Annotated in this window: 18 protein-coding genes and 1 riboswitch; of the genes, 5 read left to right on the top strand and 13 right to left on the bottom strand. The window is 74.3% G+C overall.

What is annotated here, in order from left to right; genetic code table 11:
• Window positions 1-2: 2 nt before the first annotated feature.
• From ABZ621_RS25825 to ABZ621_RS25795, 7 genes are all read right to left on the bottom strand, one after another.
• A complete protein-coding gene (locus ABZ621_RS25825; RefSeq protein ID WP_360608441.1) occupies window positions 3-1352 on the bottom strand; it encodes a polysialyltransferase family glycosyltransferase in 1350 nt (449 codons plus the stop codon).
• 2 nt (window positions 1353-1354) lie between these two features.
• Window positions 1355-2320: a glycosyltransferase family 2 protein gene (locus ABZ621_RS25820; protein WP_360608439.1), complete on the bottom strand. Its 966-nt coding sequence runs from the start codon at window positions 2318-2320 to the stop codon at window positions 1355-1357.
• Between the two features lie 98 nt (window positions 2321-2418).
• Window positions 2419-5079 carry a YfhO family protein gene (locus ABZ621_RS25815; protein WP_360608582.1) on the bottom strand — a complete coding sequence of 887 codons (2661 nt, stop codon included), beginning with the start codon at window positions 5077-5079 and terminating at the stop codon, window positions 2419-2421.
• 357 nt (window positions 5080-5436) lie between these two features.
• Complete coding sequence (locus tag ABZ621_RS25810; protein WP_360608437.1) at window positions 5437-6087, bottom strand: thymidine kinase; 651 nt, start codon at window positions 6085-6087, stop codon at window positions 5437-5439.
• Between the two features lie 65 nt (window positions 6088-6152).
• On the bottom strand, window positions 6153-7358 hold the full coding sequence (locus ABZ621_RS25805; protein ID WP_360608435.1) for a nucleotide pyrophosphatase/phosphodiesterase family protein: 1206 nt from the start codon (window positions 7356-7358) through the stop codon (window positions 6153-6155).
• A complete protein-coding gene (locus tag ABZ621_RS25800) occupies window positions 7358-7957 on the bottom strand; it encodes a DUF5998 family protein (protein WP_189955404.1) in 600 nt (199 codons plus the stop codon). Before ABZ621_RS25800 ends, ABZ621_RS25805 begins: the two co-directional genes overlap by 1 nt.
• 39 nt (window positions 7958-7996) lie before the next feature.
• Entirely contained in the window at window positions 7997-10939 is a 2943-nt protein-coding gene (locus ABZ621_RS25795; RefSeq protein WP_360608433.1) for a GNAT family N-acetyltransferase, read from the bottom strand.
• 203 nt (window positions 10940-11142) lie between these two features.
• Between ABZ621_RS25795 and ABZ621_RS25790 the strand changes: the two genes are divergently transcribed.
• Window positions 11143-11424: an HPr family phosphocarrier protein gene (locus tag ABZ621_RS25790; RefSeq protein WP_043227291.1), complete on the top strand. Its 282-nt coding sequence runs from the start codon at window positions 11143-11145 to the stop codon at window positions 11422-11424.
• A 165-nt stretch (window positions 11425-11589) separates the two neighbouring features.
• Here ABZ621_RS25790 and ABZ621_RS25785 read toward each other — a convergent pair whose 3' ends face one another.
• From ABZ621_RS25785 to ABZ621_RS25770, 4 genes are all read right to left on the bottom strand, one after another.
• A complete protein-coding gene (locus ABZ621_RS25785; protein ID WP_360608431.1) occupies window positions 11590-12273 on the bottom strand; it encodes a GntR family transcriptional regulator in 684 nt (227 codons plus the stop codon).
• Between the two features lie 216 nt (window positions 12274-12489).
• Window positions 12490-13260: a M23 family metallopeptidase gene (locus tag ABZ621_RS25780; RefSeq protein WP_360608429.1), complete on the bottom strand. Its 771-nt coding sequence runs from the start codon at window positions 13258-13260 to the stop codon at window positions 12490-12492.
• Between the two features lie 8 nt (window positions 13261-13268).
• Window positions 13269-13429: riboswitch (cyclic di-AMP (ydaO/yuaA leader) on the bottom strand.
• A 246-nt stretch (window positions 13430-13675) separates the two neighbouring features.
• A complete protein-coding gene (locus ABZ621_RS25775) occupies window positions 13676-15070 on the bottom strand; it encodes a pitrilysin family protein (protein ID WP_360608427.1) in 1395 nt (464 codons plus the stop codon).
• Complete coding sequence (locus ABZ621_RS25770) at window positions 15067-16419, bottom strand: pitrilysin family protein (RefSeq protein WP_360608425.1); 1353 nt, start codon at window positions 16417-16419, stop codon at window positions 15067-15069. The genes ABZ621_RS25775 and ABZ621_RS25770 overlap by 4 nt, the downstream gene beginning before the upstream one ends.
• A 188-nt stretch (window positions 16420-16607) precedes the next feature.
• Between ABZ621_RS25770 and ABZ621_RS25765 the strand changes: the two genes are divergently transcribed.
• Window positions 16608-19067: a DNA topoisomerase IV subunit A gene (locus tag ABZ621_RS25765; protein WP_360608423.1), complete on the top strand. Its 2460-nt coding sequence runs from the start codon at window positions 16608-16610 to the stop codon at window positions 19065-19067.
• Between the two features lie 99 nt (window positions 19068-19166).
• Here ABZ621_RS25765 and ABZ621_RS25760 read toward each other — a convergent pair whose 3' ends face one another.
• Window positions 19167-19835 (bottom strand): TetR/AcrR family transcriptional regulator C-terminal domain-containing protein, encoded by a 669-nt coding sequence (locus tag ABZ621_RS25760; protein ID WP_360608421.1) that lies wholly within the window; start codon window positions 19833-19835, stop codon window positions 19167-19169.
• Window positions 19836-19928: 93 nt separating this feature from the next.
• Here ABZ621_RS25760 and ABZ621_RS25755 point away from each other — a divergent pair, with 93 nt between their 5' ends.
• Complete coding sequence (locus ABZ621_RS25755; RefSeq protein ID WP_360608419.1) at window positions 19929-21410, top strand: FAD-dependent monooxygenase; 1482 nt, start codon at window positions 19929-19931, stop codon at window positions 21408-21410.
• Here ABZ621_RS25755 and ABZ621_RS25750 read toward each other — a convergent pair whose 3' ends face one another.
• The gene (locus ABZ621_RS25750; protein WP_360608417.1) at window positions 21411-22466 is read right to left on the bottom strand and encodes a GTP-binding protein; all 1056 of its coding nucleotides are present in this window, start codon (window positions 22464-22466) and stop codon (window positions 21411-21413) included.
• A 179-nt stretch (window positions 22467-22645) separates the two neighbouring features.
• Between ABZ621_RS25750 and ABZ621_RS25745 the strand changes: the two genes are divergently transcribed.
• Window positions 22646-24346 carry a sensor histidine kinase gene (locus ABZ621_RS25745; protein ID WP_360608415.1) on the top strand — a complete coding sequence of 567 codons (1701 nt, stop codon included), beginning with the start codon at window positions 22646-22648 and terminating at the stop codon, window positions 24344-24346.
• Window positions 24343-25023, top strand: coding sequence for a response regulator (locus ABZ621_RS25740; RefSeq protein ID WP_360608413.1), 681 nt, complete (start codon window positions 24343-24345; stop codon window positions 25021-25023). Before ABZ621_RS25745 ends, ABZ621_RS25740 begins: the two co-directional genes overlap by 4 nt.
• Window positions 25024-25032 lie beyond the last annotated feature (9 nt).

The following is a 25032-nucleotide window of genomic DNA, read 5'->3' as shown; positions in this document are numbered from 1 at the left end:
CCTCAGCGGCGGCCGCGGGCCAGGCTCCGTCGGAGCAGCGAGGGACCGGCCGGGGCGGGCTCGCCGCCCGGGAGGCCCAGCTGGGTGAGGCGCACGGCGCCGAAGTGGTGGGCGACCGCCGGGTCGGCGTGGTGCGCCGCCAGGTACAGCTCGGTCTCGGCCCGCAGGCCGGGGTGGGCCTTGTGCCGCATGCAGTAGCCCACCGCGCGGACGAGCGGGGCGAGCGACGCCGGCGCCGGTCCCGGCACGACGGGCTCCGCGCCGGACTCCAGGCCGGGCACGAGGTGGTCGACCACCGTGAGCGGGATCCGGTTGCTGTTCTCGAAGGGGGTCAGCCGTTCGAGGAGCTCCTCGGTGCCGACCCGGGCGACGGGGACCCCGTAGTAGACGGCCGCGGTGAGCATCGCCGTGGAGAAGCAGCCGACGACGAGCCGCAGCGCGCAGCGCTCGTAGAAGGTCTCGGCGAGCAGCGGCACGTCGAGGACGGTGAGCCGGACGCCGGCCTCCTCGGCGGCCTCGCGCAGCACGGTCGAGTAGCCGGCGGGCGCGGTGGGGTGCGGCTTGAAGACGATGCTGCGGTGACCGAGGGCGGCGGCGCCGCGGACCATCCGGACGTGCAGTTCCTCTTCCTCCTCGACGGTGAGGAGGCCGAGGGCGGCGAGGTACTGGCCGAGGAGGAGCGCGGTGGGCGCGGCGGCGACGGCCTCGGCGACCGCCGGGTCGTCGCCCGCGTCGGCGGCGATCTCGGCGAGCACCGCGCGGAAGGCGGCGTCGGGGACCAGCGCGGAGGGGGTGCCGTACTCGGTGAGGAGCATCGGGGTGAGGCCGGGCACCAGGTCGAGGTGGAGCAGCCGGCGGATGCGGCAGGCCAGGGACTGGGCGACGTCCGTGCGGGTGGGGCCGTAGCTCATCAGTCCGTCGGCGTACACCTCCACGGAGCTCTCCGGGAAGCAGGCGCCGAGCGCCTTGGCCGGGTTGACCTGGATGGACTCCACGATCAGCTCGACGCGTGCGGTGCCGAGGTCCCAGGCGGTGCGCAGCACCCGCTGCCAGAGCGGGGCCTCCTCGGGGCGGGGGGCCCAGGCGGCCGGGTGGTACGGGTGGATCGTCTCGTTCCAGTCGAGGACGCCGTCGAAGCGGGCGGCGATCCGCGCGTAGCCGGTCATGGACTCCAGGCGGAGCGCGGTCTCCGGGATCTCGGCGTTGTGCGAGAGCAGCAGGAGGCGGCGGGCGTCGCCGGGGGCGCCGTAGAGTCCGGCGTCGATCGCGGCGGCGACGGTCGCGGCGCCGTAGAGGGTGGAGACCTGGAAGATCTGGACCGTGCCGGCCCCGGTGGCGGTGTCGGTGGTCATGGTCAGACGGTCCTTCCGGTCTCGCGCAGGCTCCGCAGAAGGGTGGCGCGGGGGGTGTCCATGGTGGCGAGGGTCTCTTCGAGGACGTCCTGCGGCATGCGGTGCAGGGCGTCGGCGACGTCGGAGCGCAGCCGCTGGGCGACCTCGGGCTCGTACTTCCCGGCCTTGTTCACGTGGAAGGCGATCATGGCGCAGTAGGTGCGGACGGCCTTGGGCAGGAAGCGTTCGGCGTCGCGGTCCCGGGAGACCTCCTCCAGGAGCAGGTCGTAGGAGGGGATGAAGTCGAGCTGGCGGTTGTCGCTGATCTGGGTCAGCGAGGTGGTGACGCCGCGGCGGTAGAAGACGCCGTGCAGGGAGAGGGCGGCGTAGGTGCGGGCCTTGAGGTGGAGGCGCCAGACCCAGAGCCGGTCCTCGGCGGTGCGCAGCTTGGTCTCGAAGCGTGACTCGCCGTTCTCGAAGAGGGTGCGGCCGTAGACGCCGAAGGGGACGAAGGGGTAGTCCACCATCGTGATCATGCTGGCCGGGGCGATGCCGTCGCGGGGGTCCATGACCGCGTCGCGGACCTTGGCGGGGGCGTACTTGATGTTCCGCTTGCGGCCCTCGGCGAGGACGTGGTCGGTGCGGGCGAAGTCGCAGCCGAGCCGCTCTATGCCGTCGACGGCGGCCCGGAGGTGGCCGGGGGCGTACCAGTCGTCGCCGTCGAGGAAGGTGATGTAGTCGCCGGTGGCGGCGTCGATGCCGGTGTTGCGGGCCTGGGCGACCCCGAGGTTGGTCTCGTGGCGGATCACCCGGGTGTTCGGGATGCGGTCCCGCCAGCGGTCGAGGACGTCCGGGGTCTCGTCGGTGGAGCAGTCGTCGATCAGCAGGAACTCGAAGTCCGGGTCCGCGTTGTGGGCGAGGCTGCGCACGGTGTCGGGGGCGTACGGCCCGACGTTGTGGAAGGGGACGACGACGGAGAGTTTGGGCACGCGGAGAATCCCCACACTGGATCGGAGACGGACACGGAGGGCTCGGGGGGCGTACGGAGGAGTGCCGTACGCGGTGGACTCGGGGTGTCGTCCGGCTGTCAGGCGCCGGTACGGCGGGCAGCGTAATCGGCGTCCTGAGCACGCGAACGAGCCTCGTGTGGACGGCCGGTGAACTCTTGTCGTCCCTCGTGCGAACCGCCCTCCGGCCGCCGGGCGCGGCGCCGGGCGAGCAGCGCGGTGCCGGCGAGCGCGAGGAGCGCGGCGACTCCGGCGGCGGCGCCGAGCCGGACGCCCGGGGGCCGGAAGGAGCAGCTCACCCGGGTGACGCGGCCGTCCAGGGGGACGGCGAGCAGGCCCCGGTGGGAGCGGGCGGAGACGGGCTCGGCGTCCCCGGCGGCGCACCGCCAGCCGGTGGCGCGGGGGACGGCGACGACGGCGAGGCCGGTGCTTCCGGGCGGCAGTTCGGCGGTGAGGGTGTGGCCGGTGGTGGTGACGCGGGTGGCGCCGGTGGCGGTGAGCCGGGTGACGGCGGCGGCGAGCCGGGCGCGGTCGAGGCAGCCGACGGACTGGCCCGGGAGGGCCGGCTTCCGTTCGGGGACGAGCCGGATGCGGACCTCGCCGCCGGCCGGGACGGTGCCGAGGGCGCGCATCGGGGCGCGGACGGCGGGCGGACGGCCGTCGTAGTCGGCGGGGGCGGCGCCGTCGAGGGCGGCGGTGCCGTGGTACTCCGGCGCCCAGAACCAGACCTCGGCGCCGGCCGGGCAGCGGGCGGTGAGCGTGGTGCCGGTGCGGCGCACGGCGGGCAGGGCGTAGACGGAGGAGCCGAGGAGCAGTTCCTGGTTCCGGAAGGCGGAGTCCGCCGGGTCGACGGCGGCCGGGCGGCCCGGATGGACGGTGACGAGCGGCGGTACGGGGGTGGTCGTGGCGGTCGCGGTGCCGCGGGGCGCCGCGTCCTGGCGCACCGGCTCGGCGGCCTCGGAGCGGATCCGGGTGCCGATGGAGAAGATCGCGTCGGTCACCGGGTTGTCGAGGGTCTCGGGGTGCCGGCCCTTGGCGTAGTGGCCGAAGCCGAGGGAGTCGAGGGTGCGGGAGGTGTTCTCGGTGGTGAGGCTGGAGTAGGCGTCGGCGCCCTCACCACCGAGGAGGAGGGGTTCGTTGCCGCCGGGCAGCGGGCCGGGGTCGGTGCGGTGCGCGGGCCAGGCGTCGGCGCGGGTCACCTCGGTGCCCACCGCCCGCTGCCAGTCGCCGATCCGGGGCGACCAGGCCACGTCGGCGCGCTGCTGCCGCTCGACGCGCGCCCCGCCGAGGGCCGCCTCGCCCGCCTGGGCGGTGAGCAGGAGGGCGGCCGCGCCGGCGGCGAGGGCGGGGGTCCGGACGCGGCCGCGGAGGAGCAGGAGGAGCGCGGCGACGACGGCGAGCAGGAGGGCGGCACCCGCGACGGGGTACGTCCAGGCGTCGATGTCGGTGCCGGCGCGGGCGGCGAGGGCGAGCGCCCCGAGGAGGGCGGCGGCGCCGAGCAGGGCGGCCGGGCGGGGCACGCCGGGTGCGCCGGAGAGCCAGGCGGCGACGAGGAGCAGGCCGCACAGGACGAAGGTCTGGCGGTACGGGTTGCCGTTGGGCGAGGCGCCGGCGTGCCAGAGGAGGTGCGTGGGGCCCCACTGGAGGGAGAGCGTGACCAGCACGACCAGCGCCGTCCAGCCGTACCGTACGCGCGGGGCGACGGCCCGGTTGAAGGGCAGCGTGAGGGCGAGGAGGAGGGCGGGCGTGCCGATGAAGAGCGCCGGCGTCTGCACGTTGGCGGTGGCGGGCAGGAAGCGCCCGAACAGCTCGGCCCAGGAGGCGGGCGCGAAGACCGACTCGGGCGTCGGGTCGGCGTACTTGGTGCCGCTGAAGACGACGAGGACGAGCGGCGCGGCGAGCCCGACGCCGAGACCGACGGTCCACACGGCCCGCAGGAGCGCGGCGAGGCGCGGCCGGACGCCGGAGGTGCCGGCGGTGCTGGCGGTGCTGGCGGTGCCGGAGGTGCCGGAGGTGCCGGAGGTGCCGGAGGTGCCAGAGGTGTCGGCGGTATCGGCGGTATCGGCGGCGCCGGAGGTATCGGCGGTGTCGGCGGTGAGGAGTCGGACGGCGAGGAAGAGCGCGGCGCCGAGGGTGGCCATGTAGGCGGTGTAGAAGTTGGCGATCCAGGCGACGGCGACGACCAGCGGGCCGAGGACCGGCCGCCGCCCCGCCCGGGCCCACTCCGCCACCAGGCAGAGCAGCGGGAAGGCGATGAGCCCGTCCAGCCACATCGGCACGGACGCGCCGTGGTTGAAGGTCCAGCCGGAGAGCGCGTACGCGGCCCCGAGGAGGGCGGCGAGCGGCCAGGGACCGCCGGACCGCCCGGCGGGGCGGAGCCGGATCAGCAGCGCGGCCATCGCCGCCCCCGCCGCGGTGATCTTGAGCGCGGTGATGACGTACAGCGCGAGCTCGGGCCGGTCGGCCGGGAAGAGGACGACGAGCAGCGAGAACGGGCTGCTCAGATAGGTGCCGATGTCGCCGAGGAAGCCCGCGCCGAAGCCGGAGTTCCAGTTGAGGAAGGCGTCGCCGTGGGTGTCGCCGAGCAGGAAGGCGCGCCAGTAGGCGTGGTACGGGAGGTACTGCTGGCCCAGGTCGACGACGTTCCGGGTGTACGGCCCGAGCGGGTGGCTGCGGGCGAGCGCGGTGGCCAGGACGAAGACCAGGGCGGTGAGCAGTCCGGCGCCGGCGGGGGCGAGCAGCAGCGGGTTCCGGGCCGCGCGGAGTCCCCGTACTCCGTCCCGGGCAGGGGTGGGCGCGGGCGGGGCGGCGGGTGGCACGGGTCCTCCAGGGAGCGCACGGCTCGTCGATCACCCGCGGCGAACGCACGGCGGGACGAACCCATTACTCCCGGTTGGAGCGTCCCGGAGTGGATCACCGGGCGATGTCCCGGCAGCGCCCAGGTGAACACCCGGTGTCACCGACCGGAGGCGTACCGCGTCCGGCGGAAACCGGGTGAGAGGCACTCGTCCCGGGTGCCGGGTCCAACGGGACGCCCCAGGCCTCCGGTCACCGCCCGCCCCGCGCCCCGGGCCTCCGGTCGCCGCCCGCCCGGCGCCTCAGGCGGGGGTCACCGGCAGTACGTCAGGGGACAGCGCCGCCGCGCGGGCGCTCGCGCTCGTCATCCGGCGGCGGTGGTGGCGCCGGCACAGCACCTCGTACCCGACGACCTCCGCGGCGGTGTTCACATCGCCGACGACGACCTGCTCGCCCTCGACGACCATGTGGCCGTCGACGGTCCGGGCGTTGTGGGTGGCGCGGGCGCCGCACCAGCAGAGCGCCTCCACCTGGAGCTGCTCGATCCGGTCGGCGAGCTCGATCAGCCGCTGCGAGCCGGGGAAGAGCTTGGTCCGGAAGTCGGTGGTGATGCCGAAGGCGTACACGTCGAGCCCGAGGTCGTCGACGATCCTCGCGAGCTGGTCGATCTGGACCGGCGCGAGGAACTGCGCCTCGTCGACGATCACGTAGTCGGCCTTGCCGCCCTGGGAGAGCTGGTCGACGAGGTACGCGTACAGGTCCATGCCGTCCGGCGCCTCGACGGCCTCGGTCACCAGGCCCAGCCGCGAGGACAGCTTCCCGGCGCCCGCCCGGTCGTCCCGGGTGAAGATCACGCCCTGGAGTCCGCGCGCGTCGCGGTTGTGCGCGATCTGGAGCGCCAGCGTGCTCTTTCCGCAGTCCATCGTTCCGGAGAAGAACACCAGCTCGGGCATGACGGGTCGAAGACCTTTCGGAGGGGAAGGGACGGGGGTTCGGGGGGGGGGGGACGGCGGCGGGGTCAGGACCGGACTTCGAGCAGCGGCACGAACTGCTCGGCGGGGGTCATCGACCCGTGCATGCCGGTCATCCGCGTCTCCAGCGGCTCGCCGACGGACGCGACGAGGGCCACGTCGTCGTGGGCCGCGGCGACGACGTCGCCGATCCGGCCGTACACCCGCTCGTCGACCGTGTCGCCGAACCAGCCGAGGGCGATGGCCTCGTCGCGGCCCGCCACCCAGAACTGCTCGCCGAGGACCTCGCGCCAGCAGGTGAGGACGTCGGCCTCGGCGCCGGGGACGGCGTAGACGTGCCGGGCGCGGCCCTCGCCGCCGAGGAGGGCGACGCCGGCGCGCAGCTCCCAGTCCTCGTCGACGTCGATCCGGTGCTCCTCGTCGAAGGGCACGTCGACCATGCCGTGGTCGGCGGTGACGTACAGCGCCGAGCGGGCGGGCAGCTGCTCGGCGAGCCGCTGGACCAGCCGGTCGACGAGCATGAGCTGACCGCGCCAGGCGTCGGAGTCGAGGCCGAAGCGGTGCCCGGCGCCGTCGAGCTCGCTGTAGTACGTGTAGACGAGCGAGCGGTCGCCGCCGGCCAGCTGCTCGGCGGCGAGGTCCATGCGCTCCTCGCCGGACAGGCGGCCGTGGAAGGTGCCGCCGCTGAGCGCGATCTGGGTGAGCGGGGTCTGCTCGAAGATCGGGGAGGACACCTGCGCGGTGTGGATCCCGGCCGCGTGGGCCTGCTGGAAGACCGTCGGGTACGGCTGCCAGGCCTTCGGCGGCGTCCAGGGCCGCCACTTGAGCTGGTTCATCAGCTCGCCGGTCTCGGGGTTGCGCACCGTGTAGCCGCCGAGGCCGTGGGTCCCGGGGGCGCGGCCGGTGCCGACGGAGGCGAGCGAGGTGGCGGTGGTGGCGGGGAAGCCGGCGGTGAGGGGCCGGCCGGTGCCGCCGCGCGAGGAGCCGAGCAGCGAGGTCAGGTACGGGGCCTCGTCCGGGTGGGCCTTGATCTGCTCCCAGCCGAGCCCGTCGACGAGGAAGACGCAGACGCGGTCGGCGGGGGTCAGCTCGGCGATCCGCGCGTCGTGGCCGGGCACGCCCTGGCCCGCGACGAGCGTGGGCAGCAGGTCGGCGAGGGAGCCGGAGCCGTACTCGGGCAGCGGGGCGGACTCGGGCGCGAGCGGAACCGGATCGTCCGGCCAGCCGTGGGCGACGGAGGTCGGCTGCGCCATCAGCGGCCGGCCGTCGGCGCGGTGTCGGCGGTGGCCTCGGAGAGCGCCTGGGCGAAGGTGAGGGTCTGCCGGACCGTGTCCGGGCCGTCCCCGGCCTCGCTGACGCGCAGGCTGAGGTCGTCCGCGGTGGCGTTGCCGGTGTAGCCGTGGTCGGCGTCGCAGTTCGGGTCGCCGCAGGCGGCGGGCTCCAGGTCGATCCGGGAGACGGCGCCCCAGCCGATGGTCAGGACGACCTCGCGGGGCACGGAGCCCGGGGTGTACGACTCCGGGTTGGCGACGACCCGGCTGACCACGACCGAGGAGATCCGGTCCAGCTTCACGGACTCGGTGGACGTGGTGGCGTACGGGCTGGGCGAGCTGTTGTCGGCCGCCTGCTCGTCGGTGTGGCTGACGATGAAACGGCTCGGGGTCAGGACGAGGACGGTGACGTGGCGCCGGACCTCGTTGGCGTCGAAGGTGGTCTCCTGGTGGACCACGTACGACGCCACGTCCTCGCCGCCGACGGCGGCCTCCACCGCCTCGGACACGAGGGCCGGGTAGTAGCCGCTGCGCTCGATCGCCGCGCGCAGCCCCTGGGTCGTCGTACCGCTCTTCACCATGGACTCCATCCTACGGGGCCGCGCGGCCCCTCCGGCCCTTCAGTAGCTGGGCAGGCGGCGGGGGCCGAGGTCGGTGGTGGGCGCGGGTGGGGCGAGCCGGACCGCGGCGCCGAGGACGGAGACGCCGGAGGGGGCGACGACGGCCGGTTCGAGCGCGACGGAGACGATCTCCGGATGGTCGTCGACCAGCCGGGAGACCCGGAGCAGCAGCTCCTCCAGGGCGGGGGTGTCGACGGGGGCCGAGCCGCGCCAGCCGAAGAGCAGCGGGGCGGTGCGGATGGAGCGGACCAGCTCGGCGGCGTCCCGGTCGGTGGCCGGGACGAGGCGGTGGGCGGTGTCGCCGAGGAGTTCGGAGGCGGCGCCCGAGAGCCCGAAGGAGAGGACGGCGCCGACGGCGGGGTCGATCGCGGCGCGGATGACGGTGTCCACGCCGCGGGGCGCCATCGCCTGGACGACCGGCTGCAGCTCCTCGGGCTTGCCGAGGGCCTCGGTCAGCTCGGCGAAGGCGGTGCGCAGCTGCTGCTCGGTCGCCAGGTCGAGCCGGACGCCGCCGAGGTCGGGACGGTGGCGCAGGTGGGGGGCGGTGGTCTTGAGCGCCACCGGGTAGCCGAGCCGGGCGGCGGCCGCGACGGCCGCGTCGGGTCCGGGCGCGGGCAGGGTGGGGCGCAGCGCGATGCCGTACCGGCCGAGGAGTTCGGCGGTCTCGTCGGCGGTGAGGGTGACGCCCCGGGACTCCTGTCCGGCGCCGCGCTCGCCGAGCACGCGGTCGATGAGCGCGGCGGCGCCGGCCTCGTCGATGGAGTCGTACTCCGGTACGCGTCCCGGGTCGGCGGCCTGCCGCCGCCACTGCGCGTACCGCACGGCCTCGGCGAGGGCGCGGACGGCCCGCTCGGCGGCGGGGTAGGCGGGGATGTTCCGGGCGGGGGCGGCCGGGTCCGGTGCCTCCCGCTCCTCCGGGGCCTCTCGGTCCCCCTGCGGTACGGGGGCGGGCGCGGCGGCCGTCGTGCGGCGGGGGCGGGCGGGGGCGGGGCGGGTGCTGGTGGCGGCGGAGAGGGCCTCGGCGAGGCCGCCCATCTCGACGTGGACGACGACGACCGGCTTGGCGGCGCCCGCGGCGCCGCTGCCGGCGACGGCCTCGCGGAGGGAGGCGGCCAGGACCTCGGTGGTCCCTTCGATGCCGACCCAGGGGATCGCGGTGACGACGACCGCGTCGCAGGAGTCGTCGGCGAGCGCGGCGGCGAGCGCGTCTCGGAAGTCGGCCGGGGTGGCGCCGGTCGTCAGGTCGAGGGGCCGCTGCGGGCGCAGGCCCTCGGTGAGGCAGGCGTCGTACGCGAGGAGGCCGAGGGACTCGGAGTTGCCGAGGATCGCGACGCGCGGGCCCGCGGGCAGCGGCTGTCCGGCGAGCAGCACCCCGGCGTCGACGAGTTCGGTGACGGTGTCGACGCGGATGACGCCGGCCTGGCGCAGCAGCGCGGAGACGGTGGCGTGCGGGATGCGGCTGACGGGGACGCGGTGGCCGGGCGGGGCGCTGCCGCTGTGCCGGGCGCCCTTGACGACGACGACGGGCTTGACGGCGGCGGTGCGACGGGCGAGCCGGGCGAACTTGCGGGGGTTGCCGAGGGACTCCAGGTAGAGGAGGACGACGTCGGTCGCGGGGTCGTCGTACCAGTGCTGGAGGACGTCGTTGCCGGAGACGTCCGCGCGGTTGCCGGCGGAGATGAAGGAGGAGAGGCCGGCGCCGCGCCGGTGCAGCCGGGCGAGGAGGGCGACGCCGATGGCGCCGGACTGGGTGAAGAGGCCGATGCGGCCGGCGGCGGGCAGCTCGGGGGCGAGGGAGGCGTTGAGCCGCACGTCCTCGGCGGTGTCGATGATGCCGAAGGCGTTGGGGCCGATGATCCGCATGCCGTACGAGCGGGCCTGGCGGACCAGGGCCCGCTGCCGCTCGCGGCCCTCGGCGCCGCCGCTCTCGGCGTAGCCGGCGGAGAGGACGACGAGTCCGCGCACCCCGTGTTCGCCGCAGTCGGCGACGACCTCGGGGACCCGCTCGGCGGGGACGGCGACGATCGCGAGGTCGACGGGGGCTCCGACGGCGGCGACGGAGGGGAAGGCGGGCACGCCGTCGAGTTCGGCCTCCGCGTCCGCGCCGAGCGCGGGGTTGACCGCGTACACCTGCCCGGTGAAGCCGCCCGCGAGGACGTTCCGCAGCACGGTCCTGCCGACCCCGCCGGGGGTCCGGCCGGCGCCGACGACGGCGACCGAGCGGGGGGCGAGGAGCCGCTGGACGGACCGGGCCTCGGCGCGCTGTTCGCGGGCGCGCTGGACGGCGAGGGAGCGGTCGGTCGGTTCGAGGTCGAGGTGGAGGCGGACGGAGCCGTCCTCGAAGCTGCGCTTCTGGGTGTAGCCGGCGTCCGTGAACACCTTGATCATCTTGGTGTTGGCGGGGAGCACCTCGGCGGCGAAGCGGCGGATGCCGCGCTCGCGGGCGACGGCCGCGATGTGTTCGAGGAGGGCGGAGGCGACGCCGCGGCCCTGGTGGGCGTCCTGGACGAGGAAGGCGACCTCGGCCTCGTCGGCGGGGAAGGAGGCGGGGCGGCCGAGGTCGTTGATCCGGTCGTAGCGGACGGTGGCGATGAACTCGCCGCCGACGGTGGCGGCGAGGCCGACCCGGTCGACGAAGTCGTGGTGGGTGAAGCGGTGGACGTCCTTGGCGGAGAGCCGGGGGTAGGGGGCGAAGAAGCGGTAGTACTTCGACTCGTCCGAGACCTGCTCGTAGAAGCTGACGAGCCGGTCGGCGTCGTCGGCGGTGATGGGCCGGATGCGCGCGGTGCCGCCGTCCCGGAGCACGACGTCGGCCTCCCAGTGGTCGGGGTAGGCGTGCCCCTCCGGCTCCGGCCGGCCGGCCGCCGCCCCGCCCGCGGCCCCGGCCTCGGTACCGCCTCCGGCCCCGCCCGGTCCGTCCGTCTGCTCCGACGCGCTGCGCATGGGCAAAGCCTACGGCCGGGGTCCGGCACCGGCACCGTCCGCGCGCCCACTCCCTGGCGGTACACGGCTCGCGCGGCCTCCCGGCCCCGTGCAAGGTAGGAGGGCCGAACGTCGCACGGATGCGGGACCCAGGTCGGCAGGAGCACGCCGCATCCCGTGAGAGACTGGTCTAGACAACCGCTGAAGACCTGAAGGGCAACACCATGGCTGAGCGCCGCGTCAACGTCGGCTGGGCCGAGGGCCTGCACGCCCGCCCCGCCTCCATCTTCGTCCGTGCCGCCACGGCCTCCGGTGTCCCGGTGACCATCGCCAAGGCCGACGGCAACCCGGTCAACGCCGCGTCGATGCTCGCGGTCCTCGGCCTGGGCGCGCAGGGCGGCGAGGAGATCGTGCTCGCCTCGGACGCCGAGGGTGCCGAGGCCGCGCTGGAGCGCCTCGCCAAGCTCGTCGCCGAGGGCCTCGACGAGCTCCCCGAGACGGTCTGACCCGGCGGGTCGATCCACAGCTCTTCCCGACGGCCGCGTCCCCGGAAATTCCCGGCGGACGCGGCCGTCCGGTATTTCCGGGGTCAGAGAATTGCCTTTTCGGAGAGTTTCCGGGCAGCCCGAAAGAAGCCCTGGAATTGCTATTCTTTGTATACGGCGTCCGTGTTAATTCCGGACGCTCGCCGTGTTGACGGCATGTTGCGAAACCCTCACACGGCCCCGCTCGGGCCTTTTCAGCCGGTGCAGCGGAAGCGTGTGCTCGGCGTGCTGCGCGGTGAGCCCGCGGGCCCGCTCGGCGTCCCCGCGGGCGATGGCGTCGACGATCGCCCCGTGCTCGGCCCAGGCCTCGACGGGCCGGTCCGGCTGGTCCACCGCGTACATCCAGGCGATCTTGTGGCGCAGCTGGGTGAGGAGCGCGGCGAGCGCCGGGGAGCCCGAGGCCTGGGCGAGCGTCTCGTGGAACCAGCCGCCGAGCGCCCGCAGATCCTCGCCCTGCCCCCGCCGCGCCCGCTCCTGCCCCAGCCTGACCAGGCCCCGCAGCACCTTGAGGTGGGCGTCGGTGCGCCGCTGGGCGGCCCGGGCGGCGGCGAGCGGTTCGAGCAGCGCCCGTACGTCGAGGAGGTCGGAGGCCTCCTGGTCGGTGGGCTCGGCGACATGGGCGCCCGCGTGCCGGCGGCTGACGACGAAGCCCTCGGACTCCAGGGTGCGCAGCGCCTCGCGGACCGGGACGCGGGAGACGCCGTAACGGCGGGCGAGCTGTTCCTCGGTCAGCCGGCTGCCGCGCTCGAAGATCCCCGAGACGATGTCGTCCCGGATCGCCGTGCATACCGATTGCGCGGGAACCCGCATGTCCGACCTCCGTATTCGCTCCGCGCGCACCGAATTCGAGCAGCGCCGTTCACGCGACTCTATTGCAGGGCGCCGGAAATTCCGATGCCCCCTCGGAATTCGTCCGGTTCGCGGCGGAATCCCTCCGGATCCGGAGCTCCGCAGCGCCCGGCAGGGCGCGAAAAGGCCCCGGCTCGCGGGAGCCGGGGCTTTCGGTGCAGCGGGGGCCGCGAAGCGTCAGAGGCTGACGCCGCGGGCGCGGAGGTACGCGACGGGGTTGATGTCGGAGCCGTACTCGGCGGTGGTCCGGGCCTCGAAGTGGAGGTGCGGGCCGGTGGAGTTGCCGGTCGAGCCGGAGACGCCTATCTGCTGGCCGGGCTCGACGCTCTGGCCGACGTAGACGCCGATGGACGACAGGTGGCCGTACTGGGTGTACGTGCCGTCGTTCATCCGGATCACGATGTTGTTGCCGTACGCGCCGCCCCAGCCGGCCTCGACGACGGTGCCGGAGCCGACGGAGACGACCGAGCTGCCGTAGGAGGCGTGGAAGTCGACGCCGGAGTGGCTGCCGGAGGACCAGAGCGAGCCGCCGGTCTTGTAGCCGGTGGAGACGTACGAGCCGGCGACCGGGAGGTTGAAGGAGGCGAGCCGGCGGCGCTCGGCCTCACGGGCGGCGCGCTCCTTGGCCTCGCGGATCTCCTGGGCGCGGGCCTCGGCCTTGCGCTTCGCCTCGGCGCGCGCCTTGGCCCGGGCCTCGGCCTCGGTGGCCTCGCGCTCCTGGGCGGCGGCCTGCGCGCTGACCTGGTCGGCGATGGACTCGTCGGCGATCACCTGGGTGAGGCCGGTGTCCTCGGGGGAACGGTCGTCCGTGTCGGCGGCGAGCGCCGGGGAGGCCAGGGTGCCGACGACGCCGGTGGTCGCGAGGGCGGCCACGCCGGCGATGCCGGCGCTGCGGCGAGCCAGTCGGCTCGCACCACGATGCTTCCCGGTGGCACGGGTGAACGCCAAGACGGTTCCTTTCCTTCCTTCTCGCCTACCGGGTTAGCTGACGGGTTCGGAGCAGGAAGGTCTCCTACGGGCCCCTCCGCGTGGCGAAGGCGTCCGATTCACCCCAGGGACTGCGTGGGTCCCCGGCTCCCCAGGCTCGCGCCTGACGGGGACTCGGCGATGTCTGTCCGGTTGCCGCGGGTGCGGCGCGTACGTCGGGTCGGACAGACGGATCGACGCTAGGCCGGACGGATGTCGATCGCCAAACAGACACGCTCATTTGTAAGACATGCCACAGGGCATACAATCATCTTTGACGCCGTAACGGACAAAGCGGAGGTCTCCGGCGCTTCTACGCGCCGGAGACCTCCGCCCGGGGTTGACGACCGGTCAACTCACCACGGGTCGACTCACCCCAGGGTCAGCTCACCACGGGTCAGCTCACCACGGTCACGTCGCCGATGCCGAGGGCCCGCACGGGCTCCTCGATCTGCGACGCGTCGCCCACCAGGACCGTGACGAGCCGGTCCACCGGGAAGGCGCTGACGACGGCGGCCGTGGCCTCGACCGTGCCGGTCTCGGCGAGCCGCGCGTACAGCCGGGCCTGGTAGTCGTCCGGGAGGTGCTGCTCCACCTGGTCGGAGAGGGTCGCGGCGACCGACGCGGCCGTCTCGTACTTGAGCGGGGCCACGCCCACCAGGTTCTGCACCGCCACGTCCCGCTCGGCGTCGGTCAGACCGCCCTCCGCCAGGGTGCGGAGCACCTGCCACAGGTCGCCGAGGGCCGGACCGGTGTTGGGGGTGTCGACCGAGCCGCTGATCGCGAGCATCGAGGCGCCGTGCCCCTCGCCGTCCGAGCGGAGCACCTGCCCGAAGGCGCGCACGCCGTACGTGTACCCCTTCTCCTCGCGCAGGACGGCGTCCAGACGGGACGTCAGGGTGCCGCCGAGGCAGTAGACGCCGAGGACCTGCGCGGCCCACACGGAGTCGTGGCGGTCCGGGCCGATCCGGCCGATCAGCAGCTGGGTCTGGACCGCCCCGGGGCGGTCGACGATGACGACCCGTCCGGTGTCGTCGGCGGTGATCGGCGCCATCGGACGAGGCGCGGCCGGCTTGCCGGTCCAGCCGCCCAGGGTCTCGGCGAGCACCTTGTCGAGGTCGACGCCGGTGAGGTCGCCGACGACGACCGCGGTGGCGGCGGCGGGCCGCAGGTGCGCGTCGTAGAAGGCGCGGACGGCGGCGGCGTCGATGGCCTTCACCGTCTCCTCGGTGCCCTGGCGGGGCCGGGACATCCGGGTCGTGGCCGGGAAGAGCTCCTTGTAGAGCTGCTTCGCTGCCCGGCGGCTCGGGTTGGCGGCCTCGTGCGGGATCTCGTCGAGCCGGTTGTCCACCAGGCGCTTGACCTCGTCGGGGTCGAAGGCCGGGGAGATCAGCGCCTCGGCGACCAGACCGAGCGCCTTGGTGAGCCGGGAGACCGGGACCTCCAGGGAGACCCGGACGCCGGGGTGGTCCGCGTGCGCGTCGAGCGTGGCGCCACAGCGCTCCAGCTCGGCCGCGAACTCCTCGGCGCCGCGCTCGGTGGTCCCCTCGGAGAGGGCGCGCGCCATGATCGTGGCGACGCCGTCGAGGCCCTCGGGCTCGGCGTCCAGCGGCGCGTCGAGGAAGATCTCGACGGCCACGACCTGCTGGCCGGGGCGGTGGCAGCGGAGCACCGTCAGGCCGTTGTCGAGCGCGCCGCGCTCGGGGGCCGGGAAGGCCCAGGGCCTGGCCGTGCCGGCCTTCGGCTGCGGGTGGAACTCCATGCTGGTCAGGGACGTGGCGGCGTCGGTCATCGGTCCGCTCCTTCCTCGTCGTCGCCGTCGGCGCTGTCGTCGGTGCCGTCGGTGGACACCGGCTCGTAGACCAGCACCGCGCGGTTGTCGGGGCGCAGCCGGGCCGCGGCCACCTCGCGCACCTCGTCGGCGGTGACGGCGAGGACGCGGTCGACCGCGGTCAGGGCGAGCTGCGGGTCGCCGAACAGCACGGCGAAGCGGCACAGTTCGTCGGCGCGGCCGGCCACCGTGCCGAGCCGGTCGAGCCATTCGCGCTCCAGCTGGGCCTGGGCGCGCTCCATCTCCTCGGCGGTCGGGCCCTCGGCCGCGAAGCGGGCGAGCTCCTCGTCGACGGCCGCCTCGATGGCGGGGACCTCGACGCCGCCGGAGGTCTTGACGTCCAGCCAGCCGAGCGAGGGGGCGCCGGCGAGCCGCAGCAGGCCGAAGCCGGCGGCGACCGCGGTGCGGTCGCGGCGGACCAGGCGGTTGTGCAGCCGGGAGGACTCGCCGCCGCCGAGCACGGTGAGGGCGAGGTCGGCCGCGTCGCACGCGCGCGTGCCGTCCTCCGGCAGCCGGTAGGCGGCCATCAGGGCGCGGGCCGGGACGTCCTCGACGACGACCTCGCGCAGCTGCCCGCCCATGACGTCGGGCAGGGCGCCGTCGCGCGGGGCCTGCTTGCCGTCGTGGCCGGGGATGGAGCCGAAGTACTTCTCGACCCAGGCGAGCGTCTGCTCGGGGTCGATGTCGCCGACCACCGACAGGACCGCGTTGTTGGGCGCGTAGTACGTGCGGAAGAAGGTCCGCGCGTCCTCCAGGGTGGCCGCGTCCAGGTCCGCCATCGAACCGATGGGGGTGTGGTGGTACGGGTGGCCCTCGGGGTACGCGAGAGCGGTGAGCCTCTCGAAGGCGGTGCCGTACGGCACGTTGTCGTACCGCTGGCGGCGCTCGTTCTTCACGACGTCCCGCTGGTTCTCCATCGACTCGTCGTCGAGGGCGGCGAGCAGCGAGCCCATCCGGTCCGCCTCCAGCCAGAGCGCGAGCTCCAGCTGGTGGGTGGGCATCGTCTCGAAGTAGTTGGTGCGCTCGAAGCTGGTCGTGCCGTTGAGCGAGCCGCCGGCGCCCTGGACGAGTTCGAAGTGGCCGTTGCCGTGCACCTGCTTCGAGCCCTGGAACATCAGGTGCTCGAAGAGGTGGGCGAGGCCCGTGCGGCCCTCGACCTCGTGGCGCGAACCGACGTCGTACCAGAGGCAGACCGCGGCGACCGGGGTCAGGTGGTCCTCGGAGAGGACCACCCGCAGGCCGTTCGCCAGCCGGTGCTCGGTCGCTGTCAGGCCGCCGGAGCCGGCCTCGGCCGTGGCCGTGTGACCCATGGGCATGTACATCCCTTCGATCGCGATCTGGAAAAGTCCTGCCACTGTATGCAAGCGCGCCGACACCTGGCGAAGTTCCCGGAGTCCTCCGATGTCCCTCGTCCGGGTCGCGGTCCGCGTTGTCGGTGGCACGGTCCACAATGGTCCGCGTCAGATCAAGCTTTGTCGGAGAAGGAGCCGCAGCCGCGATGGCCCGCCGCAGCACGAAGACACCGCCGCCGGACGACGCGTACGAGGAGAGGATCCTCGACATCGACGTCGTCGACGAGATGCAGGGCTCCTTCCTCGAGTACGCCTACTCGGTCATCTACTCGCGCGCCCTGCCCGACGCCCGCGACGGCATGAAGCCGGTCCAGCGGCGCATCGTCTACCAGATGAACGAGATGGGCCTGCGCCCCGACCGCGGGTTCGTCAAGTGCGCCCGCGTGGTCGGCGAGGTGATGGGCAAGCTGCACCCGCACGGCGACGCCTCGATCTACGACGCCATGGTGCGCATGGCGCAGCCCTTCTCCATGCGCGTGCCGCTGGTCGACGGCCACGGCAACTTCGGATCGCTGGGCAACGACGACCCGCCGGCCGCCATGCGGTACACCGAGTCGCGGATGGCCCCGGCCGCCCTGCTGATGACCGAGTCCATCGACGAGGACACGGTCGACTTCGCGCCCAACTACGACGGCCAGGAGCGGGAGCCGGTCGCGCTCCCCGCCGCGTATCCGAACCTGCTGGTGAACGGCGCCTCGGGCATCGCGGTCGGCATGGCCACCAACATGCCCCCGCACAACCTCGGCGAGGTCGTGGCGGCCGCCCGCCACCTGATCCGCTACCCGAACGCGGACCTGGACGCGCTGATGCGCTTCGTGCCCGGTCCCGACCTGCCGACCGGCGGCCGGATCGTCGGCCTGAACGGCATCCGGGACGCGTACGAGACGGGCCGCGGCACCTTCAAGATCCGCGCCACCACCTCGGTGGAGACGGTGACCGCCCGCCGCAAGGGCATCGTCGTCACCGAACTGCCCTTCACGGTCGGCCCCGAGAAGGTCATCTCCAAGATCAAGGACCTGGTCGGCTCGAAGAAGCTCCAGGGCATCGCCGACGTCAAGGACCTCACCGACCGGGCCCACGGGCTCCGTCTGGTCATCGAGATCAAGAACGGCTTCGTGCCCGAGGCCGTCCTGGAGCAGCTCTACAAGCTGACGCCGATGGAGGAGTCCTTCGGCATCAACAACGTGGCCCTGGTGGACGGTCAGCCGCTCACCCTGGGCCTCAAGGAGCTCCTGGAGGTCTACCTCGACCACCGCTTCGAGGTGGTCCGCCGCCGCTCCGAGTACCGCCGCGGCAGGAAGCGCGACCGGCTCCACCTGGTCGAGGGCCTGCTCGTCGCCCTCCTCGACATCGACGAGGTCATCCGGCTCATCCGGGAGAGCGAGAACTCCGCGCAGGCCAAGGAGCGCCTGATGGAGCGCTTCTCGCTGAGCGAGGTCCAGACCCAGTACATCCTGGACACCCCGCTGCGCCGGCTCACCAAGTTCGACCGCCTGGAGCTGGAGACCGAGCGCGACCGGCTCACCGGCGAGATCGACGAGCTGACCGGGATCCTGGACTCCGACTCCGAGCTGCGCAAGCTGGTCTCGGCCGAGCTGGCCGCGGTCGCGAAGAAGTTCGCCACCGACCGGCGCACGGTCCTCCTGGAGTCGGCGGGCGCCCCGGTGGCGGCCGTGCCGCTGGAGGTCGCGGACGACCCGTGCCGGGTGCTGCTCTCCTCGACCGGCCTGCTGGCCCGGACGGTCTCGGCGGAGCTGCCGCCGGCCGACCCGGACGCCAAGCGGGCCAAGCACGACGTGATCGTCTCGTCGGTGGCGGCCACCCAGCGCGGCGACGTGGGCGCGGTGACCTCGACGGGCCGCCTGCTGCGGATCGCGGTCATCGACCTGCCGCAGCTGCCCGACACGGTCGCGGCGCCGAACCTGGCGGGCGGGGCGCCGATGGGCGAGTTCCTGTCCCTGGAGGCGGACGAGACGGTGATCTGCCTGACCACCCTGGACGAGGCCTCCCCCGGTCTGGCGCTCGGCACCCTCCAGGGCGTGGTCAAGCGGGTGGTGCCCGACTATCCGGCGAACAAGGACGAGCTGGAGGTCATCACCCTCAAGGACGGCGACCGGATCGTCGGCGCGAGCGAGCTGCGGACGGGCGAGGAGGACCTGGTCTTCATCACCTCGGACGCGCAGCTGCTGCGCTACCCGGCCTCCCAGGTGCGGCCGCAGGGCCGCCCGGCCGGCGGCATGGCGGGCATCAAGCTGGCGGCCGGCGCGGAGGTGCTGTCCTTCGCGGCGGTGGACCCGGCGGCGGACGCGGCCGTCTTCACGGTGGCGGGCTCGACCGGCACCCTGGACGGCTCCGCCGCGACCTCGGCGAAGCTGACCCCCTTCGACCAGTACCCGCGCAAGGGCCGGGCGACCGGCGGCGTGCGCTGCCAGCGCTTCCTGAAGGGCGAGGACGCCCTGGTCCTGGCCTGGGCGGGCGCCCTGCCGGCCCGCGCCGCGCAGAAGAACGGCACACCGGTCGAGCTGCCGGAGGCGGACCCGCGCCGCGACGGCTCGGGCACCCCGCTGCCGCAGCAGGTCGACGTGGTGGCGGGCCCGGCGAGCTAGGGCCCGCCGCACGCCCCGGTACGCGACGAAGCCCCCGCTCCGGACGGAGCGGGGGCTTCGTCGTGCCCGGGCCCGGAAGAGGTCGGGCCCAGGGCCGGGTCAGGTGCGGGCGGCGCCGGGGGCGTACAGCGTCTCGACCCCGGCGACGATCAGCCGCAGCCCCTCCTCGAAGCGCTCGTCGTAGCCGGCGAAGATCTCGGCGCCGGCCGCGGCGGCCAGGGGGTAGTCGGCGAGGCGCCGGGCGCGTTCCTCGACGTCGAAGCCCTCCCGGGGCTCGCCGGGCTGGGACTCGGTGCCCTGCTCCTCGGTGACGAAGCCGAGCGTGTACATGTACGCCGTCGTGCTGGCCCGCACCGCCTCGCGCAGCGAGAACCCGGCGTCGACGAGGGCGCCGAGCTGGCGCTCCATGTCCTGGGCGTGGTCGGTGCCGGTGAAGCGGGCGCCGCTGTAGACCTTGGCGCCGTCGCGGTAGCGCAGCAGTCCGGCGCGCAGCCCCCGGTTGGCGGTGAGCATGAGGTCCTGCCAGCTCTGCCCGGCGGCCGGCCGGGCGTCCGGGTCGGCGACCATCCGCCGGTACATGACGGTCGCCATCTCGTCGAGCAGGGCCTGCTTGTTCTTGAAGTGCCAGTACAGGGCCGGGGCCTGGACGTGGAGCTCCTGGGCGATCGCGCGAAGCGTGAGCCCCTCCAGGCCGCGCTCGTTCAGCAGCCGCAGGGCGGTCTCCGCCACCTGGCCGGGTTCCAGCTTGCTCGTCTTCTTGGTCGCCACACCGTCACGGTATCCCCTTGACTCCTTAACGTCGTTAAGGTCATCCTTGACGTAACACCGTTTAACGGCGTTAAGGAACGGAGGCGGTCACCCATGGCAGCGGACAGGCACAGCCACAGGGACACGGACGTCGTCATCGCGGGAGCGGGCCCGACGGGGCTGGTGCTCGCCCTCGACCTCGCCCGCCGGGGCGTCCGGGCGCTCCTCCTGGAGCGGGCCGGCGGACTCTTCCCCGGCTCGCGCGGCAAGGGGCTCCAGCCCCGCAGCCAGGAGGTCCTGGACGACCTCGGCGTGCTGCCCGGGGTACTGGCGGCGGGGGCCTCGTACCCCAGGATGCTGGCCTGGGAGGGCACCGAGCGGCGCGGCGAGTGGGACATGATCGAGCGCTCCGAGCCCACCGAGCAGGTGCCGTACGCGAACACCCTGCTGATCCCGCAGTCCCGCACCCAGGAGCTGCTGTACGCCCGCCTGACCGAGCTCGGCGGCGCCGTCCGGTTCGGTGCCGAGCTGTCCGGGTTCGACCAGGACGAGGACGGCGTGACGGTGGGGCTGGCCGACGGCGGGACGATCAGGGCCGGATATCTGGTCGGCGCCGACGGCGGCCGCTCCACCGTCCGCAGGGCCCTCGGGATCGGGATGTCCGGCGAGACCGTCGACCCGCGCCCGATGCTCGTCGCCGATGTGCGGATCTCCGCCGGCGCGGTGGCCGACCGGGACCACTGGCACGTCTGGCGGGCCCCGGACGGCGGCGTGGCGCTCTGCCCGCTGCCGGGAGGTGACGGTCTCTTCCAGCTCGCCGCCACCTTCGAGGACGCCGCCGCCGGCGTGGACACCACCCCGGAAGGCGTCCGCGCCCTCCTCACCGCCCGCACGCCGCTGACGGCGGACGAGATCACGGACGTGCCGTGGGCCTCGGACTACCGCGCCCGGGCGGCCCTGGCGGACCGCTTCCGGGAAGGCCGCGTCTTCCTGGCGGGCGACGCGGCCCACGTCCACTCCCCCGCCGGCGGCCAGGGCCTCAACACCGGCGTCCAGGACGCGTACAACCTCGGCTGGAAACTCGCCCAGGTCCTGCTCCACGGCGCGCCGGCCGCGCTCCTCGACTCGTACGAGGCGGAGCGCCGCCCGGTGGCGGCGGAGGTCCTCGGCCTCAGCACCCGCCTCCACAGGGCGACCGCCGACGGCGAGGCCACCCGGCGGGGCAAGGACGTCCAGCAGCTCGGCCTCGGCTACCGGGACTCGGCACTCGCGGTGGACACCCGCCCGCAGACGCCCGGGGACACCCTGCGCGCGGGCGACCGCGCCCCGGACGGCCCGCACGACGGGGCGCGCCTCTTCGACCTCTTCCGGGGCCCGCACTTCACCCTGCTGACGATCGGCGCCACCGCCCCGCCGCCGCACCTCCCCCCGTCCGTCCGCACGGCCGGACTGGCGGCCTACGCCCCGTACGGCCCGGGCGTCTTCCTCATCCGCCCGGACGGCTACGTGGGCTGGGCCGGCAGCCACGCCGACCCGACCCTCGGCGCCTACCTGACGACGGTCGGCCTGGCACCGGCGGAGGTGACGGCGGGCTAGCTAGGGCCGGTCCTCCGCGGGCGGCTCGTCGCCCTGGGGGACGTACCGCAGGACGCCCCACATGCTGTGCTCGTCCGGGGCGTCCCCGGACCCGTCCTGCTCACAGGCGGCGAGTTCCTTGCGCAGGGCGGCCGCGTCGACGCCCGAGCCGATCAGGACGAGCTGCGAGAGCCGCTCCTCCCCGGCCGGCCAGGGTTCCGGGTAGAACCGCAGGAAGCGGCCGACGGCGTGCACCAGATAGCGGTGCTCGGGGTCGGCGACGCCGAAGTCCACGAAGCCCTTGAGGCGGTACAGCCCCTCGGGGCGCGAGTCGAGGAAGGCCATCAGGCGCCGCGGATGCAGCGGCGCGGCGGTGGCCAGGGAGACGGTGTCGTAGGCGGCGTGCGGGTGCGCGTGGCCGTCCTCGTCGGCGTAGAGGACGTCCTCGATCGACATCTGCCCGACGATCTCGTCCTCCGGGACGACCCGGTCGAAGAGCAGCTCGGGATCGATCCGGCCGTGCGCCGCCTCGACCACCGCGGCCCGCCCCGCGAGCCCGGCCACGGTCTCCCGGACCGCGCTCAGCTCCTCCCCGGACACCCGGTCGGCCTTGTTGACCACGACCAGGTCGGCGAGGGCGAGGTGGCGGTCGGTCTCGGGGTGCCGCTCCCGCGTGGCGGCGAACTCGGCGGCGTCGACGACCTCGACGAGGCCGCCGTACACGACCCGCCGGTTCTCGCTGGCGAGCACCATCCGCACCAGCTCCTGCGGCTCGGCCAGCCCGCTCGCCTCGATCACGATCACGTCCAGGCGCAGCTCGGGCCGGGTCAGCACCTCCAGGTACTCGTCCAGCTCGCTCGCGTCCACGGCGCAGCACAGACACCCGTTCCCCAGGGAGACCGTCGACCCCACCTGCCCGGCGACGGTCATCGCGTCGATCCCGATGTCCCCGAAGTCATTGACCATGACCCCGATCCGGGTCCCCCGCGCACCCCGCAGCAGCTGGTTGAGGAGCGTGGTCTTCCCTGCCCCGAGAAACCCGGCGAGAACGACGACGGGAATCTGCTGCGCACCCACGAAACGGACCTTTCACTGAACGACGCCGGACACGGCCCGGCACGGAACCCGGCGCGGGCCCCCGGACCGCCCCCCAGGATAGGCAGCCCTCCCCATGCCCCCACCCCGCACACGCGAACCTCCCGGCCCCCACCCGCGGCATTTCCGGTCGCGCGGGCCGTCCCCGTACCGTTTCGGGCATGACCAGCACCGCTTCGCTCCCCTCCGCGCGGCCGGCCGTGCGCCGGCGGCGCCGGCTCGGATGGCCGCGGCGGGTGTTCTCGCAGGTGCTGCTGATGCAGCTGGCCGTCGCCACCGGCGTGACCGTGCTGGCCACCGGCCTCTTCCTGGCCCCGCTGAGCGCCCAGCTCGACGACCAGGCCATGCGGCGGGCCCTGGCCATCGCCGAGACCATGGCCTCCACGCGTACCGCCGCGGACCTGGCCGGCGGTCCGCCGTCGGCGACGGGCCCGGTGCAGCGCGAGGCCGAGCGGATCCGGGCCGCGACCGGCGCCGAGTACGTCGTCGTCATGGACACCCGCGGCGTGCGCTGGTCGCACACCGACCCCGCCCAGATCGGCCGGACCGTCTCCACCGACCCGAGCGAGGTGCTCGCGGGCCGCGAGGTGATGGAGATCGACAGCGGCACCCTCGGCCGCTCGGCGCGCGGCAAGGCGCCGCTGCTCGACGCCGACGGCGGGATCGTCGGCGCCGTCTCGGTCGGCATCGAGTACGACAGCGTCCGCGACCGGCTCCTCTCCGCCATCCCCGGCCTCCTGGCCTACGCGGGCGGCGCGCTCGCGGCCGGCGCCCTGGCGGCGTACCTGATCTCCCGGCGGATCCAGCGCCAGACCCGTGACCTGGCCTTCTCCGACATCTCGGCGCTCCTCGCCGAGCGCGAGGCGATGCTGCACGGCATCCGCGAGGGCGTGGTGGCCCTGGACCGGAAGGGCTCCGTGCGGCTCCTCAACGACGAGGCGCAGCGCCTGCTCGGGCTCGGCCCCGAGGCCGCCGGACAGCCGCTCGACGCGCTCCTCGGCCCCGGCCGCACGGCGGACGTACTGACCGGCCGGGCGACCGGCGCCGACCTCGTGACCGTCCAGGGGCACCGCGTGCTCATCGCCAACCGGATGCCCACGGACGACGGCGGCGCCGTGGCGACCCTGCGCGACCGCACCGAGCTGGAACGGCTCGGCCGGGAGCTGGACTCCACCCGCGGCCTGATCGACGCCCTGCGGGCCCAGGACCACGAGCACGCCAACCGGCTGCACACCCTCCTCGGGCTGCTCGAACTGGAGCTGTACGAGGAGGCGGCCGACTTCGTCACCGAGGTCGTCGGGGTCCACCGGGCGACCGCCGAGCAGGTGACCGAGAAGGTCCACGACCCGCTGCTCGCGGCGCTCCTCGTCGGCAAGGCGACGGTCGCCGCCGAGCGGGGCGTCTCCCTGCGGATCGCCCAGGACTCCCTGCTCCCCGACCGTCTGGTCGACCCGCGCGAACTGGTCACCGTCGTCGGCAACCTCGTCGACAACGCCCTGGACGCCGCCGCCGGCACCCAGGACGCCCGGGTCGAGGTGGCGCTGCGCGCCGAGGGCCGGACGGTCGTCCTGCGGGTCGCCGACAGCGGCCCCGGCGTCCCCGAGGACCGCCGGGAGCTGATCTTCACCGAGGGCTGGACCACCAAGGAACCTCCCTCGCACGGCAGGCGGGGCCTCGGCCTCGCCCTCGTGCGCCGCCTCGCCGAGCGACGCGGCGGCTCCGCGCGGGTGGCGGCGGCCGAGACCGGCGGCGCGCGGTTCACGGTGGTCCTCCCGGACGCCCTCACCGAACGGTCCCAGGACCTCACGGCCCCGGACAGCCCGGCGGGGACCCCGCCCTCGACCCAGGAGGTGCCCCGGTGATCGACGTGCTCGTCGTCGACGACGACGTCCACGTGGCGCGGGTGAACGCCGCGTACGTGACCAAGCTGCCCGGCTTCCGGGTCGCGGCCACCGCCCACTCCACCGCCGAGGCGCTGGACGTCCTCGACGGGCACCCCGTGGACCTGGTCCTCCTGGACCACTACCTCCCCGACGAGAACGGCCTCGCCGCCATCCGCGAGCTGCGGGCCCGGGGCCACCAGTGCGACGTGATCATGGTGACCGCCGCCAGGGACGTGTCGACCGTGCAGGCGGCGATGCGGCACGGCGCCCTCCAGTACCTGGTCAAGCCGTTCAACTTCGCCGGGCTGCGGTCCAAGCTGGAGGCGTACGCCACGCTCCGCCGCACCCTGGAGAGCGGCGGCGAGGCGGAGCAGGCCGAGGTCGACCGGATCTTCGGCACCCTCGCGGCCGGCTCCGTCACCCCCGACCTGCCCAAGGGGCACTCCCCGACGACGGCCGAACTGGTCCGCCAGGCGCTGCTCGCCGCCGGCGGACCGCTGTCCACCCAGGAACTCGCCGAGCGGACCGGCGTCAGCCGCCAGACCGCCCAGCGCTACCTCAAGCTCCTCGAACGGACCGGGCGCGTCCGGCTCTCCCTCCGGTACGGCGAGACCGGCCGCCCCGAGCACCGCTACACCTGGGTCTCCTCGCCCTGACGCGCCGCC

The sequence above is a fragment of the Streptomyces sp. NPDC007863 genome, from assembly GCF_040633895.1.
In the GTDB taxonomy this organism is placed as follows: domain Bacteria; phylum Actinomycetota; class Actinomycetes; order Streptomycetales; family Streptomycetaceae; genus Streptomyces.
This window is presented reverse-complemented; position numbering and strand designations above follow the sequence as displayed.

Excerpts from the sequence above, each read along its gene's own strand:
- ABZ621_RS25825 (WP_360608441.1), bottom strand. The coding sequence starts at position 1,352 with ATGACCACCGACACCGCCACCGGGGCCGGCACGGTCCAGATCTTCCAG.
- ABZ621_RS25810 (WP_360608437.1), bottom strand. The coding sequence starts at position 6,087 with ATGCCCGAGCTGGTGTTCTTCTCCGGAACGATGGACTGCGGAAAGAGC.
- ABZ621_RS25805 (WP_360608435.1), bottom strand. The coding sequence starts at position 7,358 with ATGGCGCAGCCGACCTCCGTCGCCCACGGCTGGCCGGACGATCCGGTT.
- ABZ621_RS25800 (WP_189955404.1), bottom strand. The coding sequence starts at position 7,957 with ATGGTGAAGAGCGGTACGACGACCCAGGGGCTGCGCGCGGCGATCGAG.
- ABZ621_RS25795 (WP_360608433.1), bottom strand. The coding sequence starts at position 10,939 with ATGCGCAGCGCGTCGGAGCAGACGGACGGACCGGGCGGGGCCGGAGGC.
- ABZ621_RS25790 (WP_043227291.1), top strand. The coding sequence starts at position 11,143 with ATGGCTGAGCGCCGCGTCAACGTCGGCTGGGCCGAGGGCCTGCACGCC.
- ABZ621_RS25785 (WP_360608431.1), bottom strand. The coding sequence starts at position 12,273 with ATGCGGGTTCCCGCGCAATCGGTATGCACGGCGATCCGGGACGACATC.
- ABZ621_RS25775 (WP_360608427.1), bottom strand. The coding sequence starts at position 15,070 with ATGACCGACGCCGCCACGTCCCTGACCAGCATGGAGTTCCACCCGCAG.
- ABZ621_RS25770 (WP_360608425.1), bottom strand. The coding sequence starts at position 16,419 with ATGGGTCACACGGCCACGGCCGAGGCCGGCTCCGGCGGCCTGACAGCG.
- ABZ621_RS25765 (WP_360608423.1), top strand. The coding sequence starts at position 16,608 with ATGGCCCGCCGCAGCACGAAGACACCGCCGCCGGACGACGCGTACGAG.
- ABZ621_RS25755 (WP_360608419.1), top strand. The coding sequence starts at position 19,929 with ATGGCAGCGGACAGGCACAGCCACAGGGACACGGACGTCGTCATCGCG.
- ABZ621_RS25745 (WP_360608415.1), top strand. The coding sequence starts at position 22,646 with ATGACCAGCACCGCTTCGCTCCCCTCCGCGCGGCCGGCCGTGCGCCGG.